Below are 11,849 nucleotides of genomic sequence, written 5' to 3'. Positions count from 1 at the left end.
AACATGACGTATCCTTAAACCATAAAATTAGTGTTTGAGGGTGGATGGCAACTCCTGGATGCTCGCCCTCCATCCACCAAATTTTTTTAGTCAGTGTATCTAGTTCTTATATAAACACTAGAAAAAAACAAAAAAGAGAACAGCTTTATAGCCATTCTCGTACAAAATCACTTATCCTTCGATAACATTAGCGCCCTTTTTAAATCCTTAAATGAGGAGGATTTTCCGTAAATGAGGACTCCCCCTTTGTACACTCTTGCTCCAAACACTGCTAATATGATAATCGATCCAAGCAGGATGGCAATCGATAACGCAATTTCCCAAAATGGAATATTCAGCATTCCCACGCGTAGGAACATAATCATTGGGGTGAAAAACGGAATATATGAAGTTACCGTAATGAATGGAGCTTCAGGATTCGTTAATCCAAACATAGCAATCATAAATGCACCGACAATGATAAAGATCATAGGTGATATTAATTGTTGTACATCTTCAATTCTACTGACTAGTGAGCCTAAGAAAGCTGCAAGTGTTGCAAAAAGGAAATATCCTAATAGGAAGTAAATTCCTGCATAAATGAATGTTGAGGTTGGGATATCAGAAAACCCGAACATACCTCCTGTCATTAACGATAAATCATTTATTTTTGCCTGTATAGAAGCATAACCTACAATCAATATAACGAGCATTTGTGTTAAGCTTAACAATCCGATTCCAATCAATTTCGCAAACATCTGCTTAACCGGTGAAACACTGGAAATCAAAATTTCCATAACTCTAGAAGACTTTTCGGTTGCGACCTCTGTCGCAATCATACTTGCATAGAAAATAACAGAGAAATAAATAACAAACAAGAGAACATACACTAAGCCTCTTGCTTGATTTAATTCTTCTTCTGTTTTCGCATTATCCTCTAGCGCAACTTTTTCAACTGTAACAGGTGTAAATAATTGATCTAATTCATTTGTTTGAAGACCAAGCTTCTCTCTTCCTATTTCAAGTTTCGTTTGCTGCAAAACTTGCTCCACCTGTGTAAAAACCTGGCTATCAGTGATCGAGCTTGTTTTTACAGTAGCCTGTGGTAGCTGATTAGCATCATTTGATAACACAATAATTCCATCTAACTCTCCGGCTAAAACACTGTTTTCTAATTCTTCCTCACCCTTGTCTGATGTTTTAATGGAAAGGGGAATTCCGGAAACAGCCAGATTAGCTTCAAATTTATCATAATACCCTTCTGATTCATCAATGACAACAAACTCTTTTGTTTGATCACTATTATCAAACATATCAATGATCGTTGTAATATTAGATAACCCATACAAAATAAGTGCTGTTAATAATGTTGTAATAATAAATGATTTTGTCTTCAGTTTATTCAGATACGTATGAGCAACCATAATCCAAAATTTATTCATAGGAAGCACCTACTTTTTCAATAAAGATATCATTTAATGATGGTTCCTCAAGTGCAAACTTTCGGACAAATCCTTTATGTTGAAGTTCATGAAAGATTCTGGACGAGACTTCTTCATTTTCAATTTGCAATTCCATCCCTTCACTAGTCGACTTACTCTTTATAACCCCAGGGATGTTTTCTAAAAAGCTCATATCAAAATCTCCATGTATAAAGAGATTTTTCTTCCCAAAGGATCTCTTAATATCACGTAATGCACCATGTACAACCGGTTTACCTTTATGCATAATGCAAAGATGCTGACATAGTTCCTCAACATGTTCCATCCTGTGACTCGCGAAAACGATTGAAGTACCGGCTTCCTTCAAATCAACGACAGCCTTTTTTAAAAGCTCAACATTAATAGGATCTAATCCACTAAATGGTTCATCCAAAATTAACAGCTTTGGTTTATGAAGAACAGCTGCAATAAATTGTATTTTTTGTTGATTTCCTTTTGAGAGCTCTTCAACCTTTTTATTGGCATACTCAGTAACATTAAATCGTTGCAGCCAATGATCCATCTCATTTGCCACCTGCTGCTTTGACATTCCTTTTAATCTACCTAAATACATAAGCTGATCTTTCACCTTTAGTTTAGGGTAAAGCCCTCTTTCCTCTGGTAAGTAACCAATCATATCGCTTTCTTCATACGAAATGTTGCTTCCATTCCACTTAATTTCACCATCTGTAGGATTTAGCAAGCCTAAGATCATCCGAAATGTTGTGGTTTTCCCTGCACCATTTGCTCCAAGGAAACCAAAAATCTCATGTTCCGGTATTATGATAGAAAGCTGATCAACAGCAAGATGTGAACCAAATCGTTTTGTTACTGAATCAATCGTTAAACTCATGTTTTCCCTCCTCAATATGTACTACGAATATGGAAATAGAAGGTTTCATCTTTAAGCAGGAAAACTCCTGTATAGTAAGAATACTATGAAAGTATGGATCTTCAACTTGGGAGGAATGTAGAATTGGCAATCTATTACTTAACTGTTTTTGAAAAAAACGGAGAAAAATTATTGGATGAAAGCTTTGAAGCACAAAGCGAAAAAGAAGCAAAAGAAATTGGCCAGAAAAAATTAGAGGAACATCATTTTACAGATAAAACTCATCGTTGCACATCATCATCGGGAAAGCTTGTACTATTTGCGAGATAAGCACAAAAGCGCAAGCGCCTTGATCAGCCTAGGGCAAATAAGACGCAAATGAATAGAAGACGTTCTTTGTCTTCAATTCATTTGTGACTTATGTTTGTCAGGGCTAGGCGCTGGAGCTGGATGTCGAAGCTCTTATCCCAAGTTCAAGTATTTTATACTTCCAATCTTTCCTAAAAGTTAGTCTTTACGGGACTACCTTTCTATTTTTAGTCTTTATTTTCCCGTAAACAGTGGTGCCCGTTTTTCTAAGAATGCCGCTACCCCTTCACGGTGATCCTTCGTTCTTCTCATCTCGAACTGGCTGATTGTTTCAAGCTCTATCGTTTGAACGAGCTCCTGCTTTTCTTGAGAGCTATAAAGTAGCTTGGTTGCTATCATTGCCTTTAAAGGCCTTGCTCCTAATCTTCTTTTCATTAATTCCAGCTGTTCTTCTGTGTCACCTTCATAGATTCCATCGATCATTCCGATTTCCAATGCTTTTTCACTATTCATTGATTCGCCTTTCCAAATAACCTGTTTGGCTCGGTGTTCCCCTAATCGTTTCTTTAGGAAAAAATGTCCGCCACCATCTGGAATAAGACCTATGTTGATAAAATTCATGGCTGCTTTTGCGTTTTTTTCTGCTAATACTTGATCACAGGCTAAAGCAAAGCTAAGACCTAAGCCTGCAGCAGCTCCATTGATTAAGCTTGCTGTAACAGCTGGCATTGTATAGAGGGTGACAATGATCGTTTTGATAAACCCCATAACTTCTTCAAATCCCTCTTCACTTGCACTTGATAACATTGTTTTTAGATCTCCACCAGCTGAAAATGCCCTTCCTTTGCCTGTGATAAACAAAAGAGTAATGTTTGATGTAGAGATTTCGTTAAGACATTCAGACAGTTCCTTTAGCATTTGAACATCCATTGCATTTAACGCATCTACTCTGTTTAAATAAAGAGTTGCTATATTTCCCTCTTTGACCAGTTCAAGCGTTTGATAAGACATTTCTTCCACCCCTTGTTTTTATTTCAATCTATTAATTCTAAAGAACGGGAAGGATATCCTGCTTTTTTTACTTCCAGACGAAAGAAGGTTTTTTCTTATACTTTTCTGTTAGATAACACATTTTAAGTGAAAATTAGTCCGTTCCATTTCGCTCCAGAAACTATAGAGTTTTTACAATATTATTCAAAGAGCAACACTTTGGCTAACAAACTAAAAAAAAGCAGTAGAGACTCTACCATGTAAAATCCCTACCACTTTATCTATTTAGAGAACAATTCCTCTAAGATCCTAATTTTTTCGGTCGTATAGTGTTCAAAGCCGTCATTGTAGGATTTAGGGTCCTTCGGGTTGGCGAAGTGTGTAATTTTTCTTGTTGTTGGATCCACAAATTTGCTTGCTGCTCCACAGCCAATTCCAATGATGGTCTGCTGCTCTTCCATAATCATGATGTTATAAATGCTATCCTGACCTTTAAGCGCATAACCCACATTTTCTAAGTTTCCTAAAATATTTTTTTGGCGGTATAAATAATAAGGAGCATAGCCATGGTCCTTCGTCCATGAAACAGCATGATCCATCATCGTTGTGATTTCTTCACGACTTGCTACCTTGTATTTATGCTTGTTTTGTGTCATTTCTGAGGCACGTTTAAATGAAAGTGTGTGAACAGTTAAAGATTCCGGCATTAGTTTTGCTGATTCAGAAAGAGAATAATCAAATTCTTCTACTCCCTCACCAGGTAACCCGATAATTAAATCCATATTAATATTGTTCATGCCCATACGACGTGCCAAATGGAATTTCTCAATTGTTTCTTCCACTGTATGATGACGCCCGATCGCTTTAAGTGTTGCCTGAGTATATGATTGTGGATTAATACTAATACGATCAATTTTCCATTTATTTAGAACATTGAGCTTTTCTTCGGTAATCGTATCAGGTCTACCGGCTTCAACCGTAATTTCACGGATATTTTTCACATCTGGAAATGATTCAACCATTTCCTCATAAAGCATATCCATTTCTTCTGCCGTAATACTTGTTGGAGTGCCGCCTCCATAATATACCGTTGTTATTTTAATATCATTGTCTTTTAACCACTGACCTATTGCTTTCATCTCATGGTGAAGTCCACCTAAAAACGATGTAACAGATCCCTGCCTTCCGTTGATTGCATAGGCCGGAAATGTACAGTACGCACACTTCGTTGGACAAAACGGAATGCCAATATAAATACTAACTTCATTTGCCAGACGATCAAGATCAGGTACTACCTCAAGTTGACGCTCTACGATTTGCTGCATCAGGTTAATTTTTTCATCAGACAATAGATATTCTTCTTTAAACATTTTATGAATTTCCGATGTCTTCATACCTTCTTGTCTCTTTTTATGATAAAGCTTTGTTGGACGAATACCTGTCAGGATTCCCCATTTTTGAATCATGCCAGTGTAGTCTTGAAGAAGTGTTAAATAAACATAGGAAAGGGTATTTTTTACATGTCTAAGTCGATCTTTTCCTACGAAATGTGAAGGTATTTCCCTTTCCTTACTTGCTGAAAATTGCTTTCCATCTTCAGAGAGCAATGTCCCTTTAATCGAGATTTTTTCAGTTTCTTCTTCAATAAAAAACTCTGCTTCTAGAAAATGATCGTCTTCTGTAAAGCAGAGTTCTGTTTCTTCAAAAAACAAATTACCTATTAATGTGAGTGGCCGATGGAAACGTTCATCTTCAATACCTTTTATATAAATTTTCATTATAATCACCTTAACTTTTTTTGTGAAAACTTATTTAAGTTTACAAAAAAACTGGTTCATTGGTCAATGTTAACATATTCTTATTTGTTTATAATAGGTTTAAACGTGAGAATCGTCCGTTCCATTACGCTCCAGACACTCGCTTTCCGCGGGGAGGAAGCTGAGCCTCCTCAGCTTCGCCTGCGGGGTCTCACCCTTTCCTCACTTCCCGCAGGAGTCGAGTGTCTTCCGCTCCATTCCACTAAGATTATAAGAATAGGAGGCATTAGAAACATTCCCTACGAAAACAGTTCTTTTAATAAACCATTTAGAACACTACATAAAAAAGACAAATAATAATAATAATTTCTATAAGTAAGTTCATAGAATAAAAGTAAAAGTAAGACAAGTATTAGAACAGGAGGCAGTGTTCGTTGAAAAAATTTGCTCCTTTTATATTGATTGCGGTCGCTATAGGGATTATAGGTTACTTTGATTCTCCTAAATTTGCGGAAAAAGAACAAGCAGTTACTACTTTTCCTGTACCTGAGGAAGATACAACTTCAGCTATTTCAGCTGAGGAGGAAGAAATAAAAGGAATACCTGAATTAGAGAACAGGCTCGTTGATATGTATCAGGAAGATGGGTATTCTATTGAAGTTTACCAGGAATATGAGGTATATAAGGACGAGCAGGGGAATGTTATTGAGAGAGTTGCAACAGAAAATTATAATTATTTACGGTATAAATTGTAAAAGCATAAGGGTGCTCTCTTATGCTTTTTTGTTTTATAAAATTGTAAATTCTTTTGATTTAAATTCTTTAAAATTCACCAAAATTTTTAAAATAAAAAATGAACGCTTTTACTAATTTAAACGTCCTATAATAGACAGAGAAAAGGAGGTGGGCATGGAAGTGGATATAGAAAAGGAACATGAACTAATTAAAGCAGCAAAACTCGGTGATGATAAAGCCTTTTCTATCCTGTATCAGCAATACTATCCGTACTTATATAAATATTTATTAAAATTGACCTTACAAGAAGAATTAAGTAAAGATCTCGCTCAAGATACGATGTTAAAGTGTTATAACCATTTGCATGCCTTCAAAGGAGAAAGTAAATTTTCATCATGGATGATTTCGATTGCCTCCAGGTTGTATATTGACTCATTGCGAAGGAAGAAACGGGAAAATAGATGGTATGACCAAGTGAAAGCGTCTTTATCAAGACAATTACTTTGGGTAGCACAATCTAAAGGAATAGAATGGAGTGATCACTTTACGGATTTTAATAAACTAGATGCTGATGTAAGAATCCCTATTTTACTCAGACATTATTACGGATACACGTACGAGGAAATCGGCACTATGCTTGGCATAAAGGCAGGGACAATAAAATCTAGAGTTCATAAAGGATTGAAGCTAATACGAAAGGAGTGGAACGAGGATGGACAATCACGATAAAGAGAGTGATATGTTGAAGGTGCTGAAGGAGGATTGGGAAAATATCGATGCTATTGCCGGAACTCCCCAGATTACTCAGCATGAAATTCACGAGCAGCTTCATTCATATAAACTTAAGAGAAAAAGAGCTTTCCGAAAAGAGTTATACCTTTTTATTTTGACAGCCATTTTCATTTTAGGTCTTTTCATTACAATCATTTTTAAAAGTAGGGAAACTATATTATTCATCCAAGTGTGTGCCTGTTTAATAGGGCCTGTAATTTACCTTTTCCTTACCAAGCGTGAAGGGAAGGTACGGCTATGACCAATCAGGATTTACTTATAATCATTCTTCTTTCGCCAATTATGTTAACGCAAAGTATTCTTCTTTTTATTGATGCAAAAAAACGGGATAGCTTTGCCTGGTTTTGGGGAATTTGGGGATTGATTCAATTTCCCCTTCCGACTATTTTTTATTGGTTTTTTGTTATAAGACGGCAACATAAACGAAACAGAAAGGATTGATTTGATGGATGAAATACTGCAGCTGAACTGGGCGATTATTGCGCCAATATTCGTGTTACAGCTTATCTTATTGGTTACTGCGATCGTGAGTTGTTTGCGACAGGAAGAAACATACGGACCAAAGTGGCTTTGGATTTTAATTATCATATTTATTAATATTTTAGGGCCTATTCTGTACTTTGTAATCGGAAGAAAAAATGATTAAGGAGAATGCATAATGCTTTTGCAGGTAAAAGAACTTGAGAAAAAGTATAAAAGCCATATTGCCGTAAAAAAAATCTCTTTTCATATTGAGAAAGGGCCATGTATTGCTTTACTAGGTCCAAATGGCGCAGGTAAAACAACAACTCTTCAAATGTTAGCTGGTCTTCTTACACCTTCAAGTGGTTCTATTCAGTTTGAACAACTTGAAGAGAAAGACTACAGGTCAAAAATCGGCTTCTTACCGCAACATCCTTCGTTCTTTAGCTGGATGTCACCAGTTCAATTTTTACAATTTGCGGGTGAACTATCCAATATTCCTAAACAACAAATGAAAGAGAAAATCGATGAAGTCTTACAGTTTGTTAGTTTATCAGATGTTAAAAAGAAGCGAATTGGTGGTTTTTCAGGAGGAATGAAGCAACGATTAGGATTAGCACAAGCATTATTACACGATCCTGAACTGCTTATATTAGATGAGCCTGTCTCTGCATTGGACCCCGCTGGCCGCCGAGACGTCCTATCTTTAATTACAAAATTAAAGGAAAGGATGACTATTCTTTTCTCCACTCATGTGTTACATGATGCCGAGCAGGTTTGTGATAAAGTGATTATGCTGAAAAACGGGGAAATTAAATGGGATAATAAGCTTGAAGAATTAAGAAATGCTTTCATTACTTCTGCAGTAAACGTGCACACTGAGGAACCTATTGAAGATAAACTTTCTGAACTACCCTATGTTGAAAAAATGAAACGAATAACAGATAGAAGTATAACCATAATCGTTAGTGAAGAAAATTCCAATTCAAATGAACTACTGTCTGCAATCATGGAAAAAGGTCTAACAATTAAACGATTTGAAAAACTTCAGGATTCTTTAGAAGAAGCCTATATGAAGGTGATGGAACAATGAGAAACCTCTACGTATTATGGAAAAAAGAAATGATCGAAAGCAGCAAAAATGGGAAGTGGATCTGGCTACCTATTGTCTTTATGATTATCGGTATTACCCAACCCATCACAAGCTACTACATGCCAGAAATTCTTGAGCATGCTGGTAATCTTCCGGAAGGGGCAACGATTTCAATTCCTACTCCAACAGGAGCCGAAGTATTGGCAGGTACTTTATCTCAATATGGAACAGTTGGGACGCTACTCTTCATCTTAGCAACGATGGGTGTCATTTCGAATGAAAAATCGAGTGGTGCAGTTACTCTTGTAATGGTACGACCTGTTTCATCATTACAATACGTTACAAGTAAATGGTTAGGCCAACTCATTATTGCTATCGTTTCCTTGTTTGCAAGCTATTCCCTAACTTGGTATTATACAAATTTATTATTTACTTCTGTTGATTGGTTATTATTTCTACAAAGTTTCCTAATTTATAGTCTATGGATTACCCTCATTGTAACTTTTACAATTTGCATGGGCACTATATTTAAAGGGAATGGAGCAATCGCTGGTGTAAGTATTTCTTTTCTAGGAGCATTATCCTTATTAACTAGTTTACTTCCAAAGTTTATGAACTGGAGCCCAGCAAATCTAAGAGAACATGCTACAATTCTATTAATGGGTCAACCTGCACAAGACTATCTACTTTTAACATTATCTTTTTCAATCGTTATTTGTATCATCTTTTTTGTATTAGCAGTGATCAGTTTCAAAAGAACTGAACAATATTAATACCTAAGATAACTTGAAGACAGGATCTACTTTTCAAATCACCTCATTCTGATACTTGTTCATTGAAAAGTTTCTATAAGAAAAGCGCCCGATCCTATTATAAGGTCAATCCATAATTGGGATGGGCGCTTTAATGAAATTCCAGATACATAAATAATTTTTACATAAAGTCAAAAAAATACCGAATCACATGAAAGAACACAGGTGACGTGTAGGCTAAGCTATCAACACGAGTTAAATAACTTTTGTTTAAGGTATTTAACTTCTTTTGATCTCCGATTAACAGATCTCTCCTTAAAACAGAAATCGTCAAGCTTCCGAAGAAACCACTTAAACTAATTAAAATACCTGAAAAAATAGCAAATGTACTGTCCAGTGGTGTCAAGAACGGATAAATGAAATAAGCGGCAATTGTTGTGATTACTGTTGCCCCTATGTATCCTTCCCATGTGATGGTTGGATTTGCTGAAGGAACAACCTTTCTTTTTCCTAGATAAATAGAAATTAAATAATGAACAATATCATTTAACTGTGTTAACACAACAAGAAATAAGACAAGATTTGCCCCATATTCAGGTGTAGCGAATTGATAATAGGCTAAGTGACTAAGACCGAAAACCATCAGCATCAGTCCCCATTGTGTCGAACTAACTGACCGAAGAAAGCCGCTGGTCCCCTTACCTAATAATCGTGGCAACGGAAGAAATAAAAACACATAAACTGGAATAAAAACAATAAACATACCGTACCATCCGATATAAATCCAATAAAACTGAACGGGAATCGCCAAATATGACCAAAGAAATAACCGTCGATCTGCTTTCCTGGTTTTCATCATTGAAAAGTATTCTTTTAAAGCAAAAAAGCATAAAATCATTAAGGAAAACAACGAAACAATTGGATTAAATAGTGTAGCCATACAAAAGACAGCAAACATTCCCCACCATGTTTTAATCCGAATAAAGACGGTTGTAAAATCTTTTTCCGGTTCCTTTTTGCTCATGAAGAGAAAAACGAGATGTACACAACTTAATCCAAGAAAAATAATTGCTAATGTCCAAAGGGTCGATATCACCTTTACTCCTCCAACTTCGTATTTCTATTGTATAATTAAGGATAGAATATTATGGAAGAATTTAAAAGAGGGAAACGAAATGACGCCAAAAACATATATATACATTTTGCTTACTGACACCGGAACTTTATTTACAAAGTCTATTAAAAAATATACAAAAGCACCTTACAATCATGCTTCCATTGCATTTGATGCACGTCTATCAGAAATGTATAGCTTCGGAAGAAAAAACCCCAATAATCCAATTAATGGTGGGTTTGTGAAAGAGGATATATATACAGGGACATATAGCAAGTATCCTGAAACAACGTGTGTCATCTATAAACTGGAAGTAACAAGCCGTGATGTGGAAAAAATGAGAAGGGTTTTGAATGTTTTTATTAAGAACCAAAAGAGGTTTCTTTATAACTTAATTGGAGTCTTAGGTGTATCCTTAAATGAACCCGTGGAATTTAGCAATTCGTATTTTTGCTCGCAATTTGTTGCAGAAATGCTTCAGCGTTCCGGAATTAAATTATGGGATAAACTCCCTGCCTTAGTGACTCCGGATGACTTTCGAGCGAACCCGAAACTCCAGCTTGTTTATGAAGGTAAGTTAACAGAATATCCTTTAATAAAAATAGAAGAAGGGAAAGATTAAACTCTCCCTTCTTCTATTGATCTATTTTAATTTTGCGTAAAAAATCCTGTCTTTGTTGCTTACGAAAATGCTCTTTTACCATATAGTCTACACCTTGCTGATTATTTGAACGAGTTACCCAATCAGCCGCACGCTTTACCTCAAACGGTGCATTCCACATGGCAACACCTAATCCGGCGGAAGAAATCATACCAATATCATCTTCAGCATCACCAATTGCCACCGTTTTTTCTATAGGAATGTTCAAATGACTTGCTAATGCACGCAATCCATTTTCCTTCGATACTCCTTTTTTCACGATGTCAAAACTGTTTGATGTTGAATGACTTCGAATATCCACCACATCAAATGCTTCCTTTACGACAGTCTCAGCTTCCTGTCTTTCTTCTTCATTTTTAAAATGAGCATCTATTCTCATCGCAGAAACTGGTTCATCACGGAGAGTGTCCCCTAATGAATCAACAAACTGAACAGGATAAAACATAGAATCTGATGTATTTAGAATTGATTTGCTTAATAAATTAGAAGCTACCTTTTTTCTATTTCCTATCGAAAATCTTTCATGTGTAAGGCGAATATTACAGTTAAAATTCTCTAATACCTGCACAAGATTGAATGTTGTTTCCTCTGAAATTCGTTTTTCAAATAAAGGCTTATCTAGATTTTCGGAAATGAACGCTCCACCATGTGTGACAAGGATAGAATCTAATCTCAATGCCTTTGCAAGCTTTCTCGCAGATTGAAAATGTCTATTTGTTACAAGCGTCACATACACTTCTTTTCCCTTCACAAATTCAATTGCTTCTTTCGTGGATGGATGTAGACGACCATTTGATCGAAGCAATGTTCCATCAATATTCAAAGCAAGTAATCGATATGCAGTCACAACAGGTCCCCCTTCTACAGATGTCAAAACCTATTATGAAGTTAT

At 36.0% G+C, this 11,849-nt stretch carries 15 protein-coding genes; 9 read left to right on the top strand and 6 right to left on the bottom strand.

The genetic code is table 11. From position 1 onward, the window contains the following. Positions 1 to 167 precede the first annotated feature (167 nt). Positions 168 to 1,421, bottom strand: coding sequence for an ABC transporter permease (locus tag HWV59_RS05285; RefSeq protein ID WP_102228308.1), 1,254 nt, complete (start codon positions 1,419 to 1,421; stop codon positions 168 to 170). Next, positions 1,414 to 2,313 (bottom strand): ABC transporter ATP-binding protein, encoded by a 900-nt coding sequence (locus HWV59_RS05280; protein ID WP_175638248.1) that lies wholly within the window; start codon positions 2,311 to 2,313, stop codon positions 1,414 to 1,416. The genes HWV59_RS05285 and HWV59_RS05280 overlap by 8 nt, the downstream gene beginning before the upstream one ends. Positions 2,314 to 2,436: 123 nt before the next feature. Between HWV59_RS05280 and HWV59_RS05275 the strand changes: the two genes are divergently transcribed. Further along, the gene (locus tag HWV59_RS05275) at positions 2,437 to 2,622 is read left to right on the top strand and encodes a YhzD family protein (protein WP_102228306.1); all 186 of its coding nucleotides are present in this window, start codon (positions 2,437 to 2,439) and stop codon (positions 2,620 to 2,622) included. Between the two features lie 213 nt (positions 2,623 to 2,835). Here the strand turns inward: HWV59_RS05275 and HWV59_RS05270 are convergent, their stop codons facing one another. Both HWV59_RS05270 and HWV59_RS05265 read right to left on the bottom strand, forming a co-directional pair. Beyond that, positions 2,836 to 3,612: an enoyl-CoA hydratase gene (locus HWV59_RS05270; protein ID WP_175638247.1), complete on the bottom strand. Its 777-nt coding sequence runs from the start codon at positions 3,610 to 3,612 to the stop codon at positions 2,836 to 2,838. Positions 3,613 to 3,872: 260 nt separating this feature from the next. Continuing rightward, positions 3,873 to 5,369: a coproporphyrinogen III oxidase gene (locus HWV59_RS05265; RefSeq protein WP_175638246.1), complete on the bottom strand. Its 1,497-nt coding sequence runs from the start codon at positions 5,367 to 5,369 to the stop codon at positions 3,873 to 3,875. 413 nt (positions 5,370 to 5,782) lie between these two features. Between HWV59_RS05265 and HWV59_RS05260 the strand changes: the two genes are divergently transcribed. The 7 genes from HWV59_RS05260 (at position 5,783) to HWV59_RS05230 (ending at position 9,203) form a co-directional block, all read left to right on the top strand. Continuing rightward, positions 5,783 to 6,103 (top strand): hypothetical protein, encoded by a 321-nt coding sequence (locus HWV59_RS05260; RefSeq protein ID WP_175638245.1) that lies wholly within the window; start codon positions 5,783 to 5,785, stop codon positions 6,101 to 6,103. A 160-nt stretch (positions 6,104 to 6,263) separates the two neighbouring features. Next, positions 6,264 to 6,812, top strand: a complete 549-nt coding sequence (gene sigY, locus HWV59_RS05255) for an RNA polymerase sigma factor SigY (protein ID WP_175639984.1) — start codon at positions 6,264 to 6,266, stop codon at positions 6,810 to 6,812. Next, on the top strand, positions 6,796 to 7,116 hold the full coding sequence (locus HWV59_RS27500; RefSeq protein WP_102228301.1) for a YxlC family protein: 321 nt from the start codon (positions 6,796 to 6,798) through the stop codon (positions 7,114 to 7,116). Before sigY ends, HWV59_RS27500 begins: the two co-directional genes overlap by 17 nt. Then, positions 7,113 to 7,316: a transcriptional regulator gene (locus HWV59_RS05245; RefSeq protein WP_102228300.1), complete on the top strand. Its 204-nt coding sequence runs from the start codon at positions 7,113 to 7,115 to the stop codon at positions 7,314 to 7,316. Before HWV59_RS27500 ends, HWV59_RS05245 begins: the two co-directional genes overlap by 4 nt. A 4-nt stretch (positions 7,317 to 7,320) precedes the next feature. Next, a complete protein-coding gene (locus HWV59_RS05240; protein WP_175638244.1) occupies positions 7,321 to 7,521 on the top strand; it encodes a PLDc N-terminal domain-containing protein in 201 nt (66 codons plus the stop codon). Positions 7,522 to 7,533: 12 nt separating this feature from the next. Then, on the top strand, positions 7,534 to 8,430 hold the full coding sequence (locus HWV59_RS05235) for an ABC transporter ATP-binding protein (RefSeq protein ID WP_175638243.1): 897 nt from the start codon (positions 7,534 to 7,536) through the stop codon (positions 8,428 to 8,430). Next, positions 8,427 to 9,203 carry an ABC transporter permease gene (locus tag HWV59_RS05230; protein ID WP_175638242.1) on the top strand — a complete coding sequence of 259 codons (777 nt, stop codon included), beginning with the start codon at positions 8,427 to 8,429 and terminating at the stop codon, positions 9,201 to 9,203. The genes HWV59_RS05235 and HWV59_RS05230 overlap by 4 nt, the downstream gene beginning before the upstream one ends. Before the next feature lie 160 nt (positions 9,204 to 9,363). On the opposite strand, the gene HWV59_RS05225 is transcribed toward HWV59_RS05230, so the two are convergent. Beyond that, positions 9,364 to 10,206, bottom strand: coding sequence for a phosphatidate cytidylyltransferase (locus HWV59_RS05225; RefSeq protein ID WP_407941612.1), 843 nt, complete (start codon positions 10,204 to 10,206; stop codon positions 9,364 to 9,366). A 151-nt stretch (positions 10,207 to 10,357) separates the two neighbouring features. Between HWV59_RS05225 and HWV59_RS05220 the strand changes: the two genes are divergently transcribed. Further along, complete coding sequence (locus HWV59_RS05220) at positions 10,358 to 10,918, top strand: C40 family peptidase (protein ID WP_102228297.1); 561 nt, start codon at positions 10,358 to 10,360, stop codon at positions 10,916 to 10,918. A 13-nt stretch (positions 10,919 to 10,931) separates the two neighbouring features. Here the strand turns inward: HWV59_RS05220 and HWV59_RS05215 are convergent, their stop codons facing one another. Further along, positions 10,932 to 11,804: a Cof-type HAD-IIB family hydrolase gene (locus HWV59_RS05215; RefSeq protein ID WP_102228296.1), complete on the bottom strand. Its 873-nt coding sequence runs from the start codon at positions 11,802 to 11,804 to the stop codon at positions 10,932 to 10,934. Positions 11,805 to 11,849: the final 45 nt, after the last annotated feature.

The sequence above is a fragment of the Metabacillus schmidteae genome (assembly GCF_903166545.1).
Classification (GTDB): Bacteria; Bacillota; Bacilli; order Bacillales; family Bacillaceae; genus Metabacillus; species Metabacillus schmidteae.
This window is presented reverse-complemented; position numbering and strand designations above follow the sequence as displayed.

What these genes read in the sequence shown, in the direction of transcription:
- HWV59_RS05285 (WP_102228308.1), bottom strand. Translation starts at nt 1,421, where the DNA reads ATGAATAAATTTTGGATTATGGTTGCTCATACGTATCTGAATAAACTG.
- HWV59_RS05280 (WP_175638248.1), bottom strand. Translation starts at nt 2,313, where the DNA reads ATGAGTTTAACGATTGATTCAGTAACAAAACGATTTGGTTCACATCTT.
- HWV59_RS05270 (WP_175638247.1), bottom strand. Translation starts at nt 3,612, where the DNA reads ATGTCTTATCAAACGCTTGAACTGGTCAAAGAGGGAAATATAGCAACT.
- HWV59_RS05265 (WP_175638246.1), bottom strand. Translation starts at nt 5,369, where the DNA reads ATGAAAATTTATATAAAAGGTATTGAAGATGAACGTTTCCATCGGCCA.
- HWV59_RS27500 (WP_102228301.1), top strand. Translation starts at nt 6,796, where the DNA reads ATGGACAATCACGATAAAGAGAGTGATATGTTGAAGGTGCTGAAGGAG.
- HWV59_RS05245 (WP_102228300.1), top strand. Translation starts at nt 7,113, where the DNA reads ATGACCAATCAGGATTTACTTATAATCATTCTTCTTTCGCCAATTATG.
- HWV59_RS05240 (WP_175638244.1), top strand. Translation starts at nt 7,321, where the DNA reads ATGGATGAAATACTGCAGCTGAACTGGGCGATTATTGCGCCAATATTC.
- HWV59_RS05235 (WP_175638243.1), top strand. Translation starts at nt 7,534, where the DNA reads ATGCTTTTGCAGGTAAAAGAACTTGAGAAAAAGTATAAAAGCCATATT.
- HWV59_RS05230 (WP_175638242.1), top strand. Translation starts at nt 8,427, where the DNA reads ATGAGAAACCTCTACGTATTATGGAAAAAAGAAATGATCGAAAGCAGC.
- HWV59_RS05225 (WP_407941612.1), bottom strand. Translation starts at nt 10,206, where the DNA reads ATGAGCAAAAAGGAACCGGAAAAAGATTTTACAACCGTCTTTATTCGG.
- HWV59_RS05220 (WP_102228297.1), top strand. Translation starts at nt 10,358, where the DNA reads ATGACGCCAAAAACATATATATACATTTTGCTTACTGACACCGGAACT.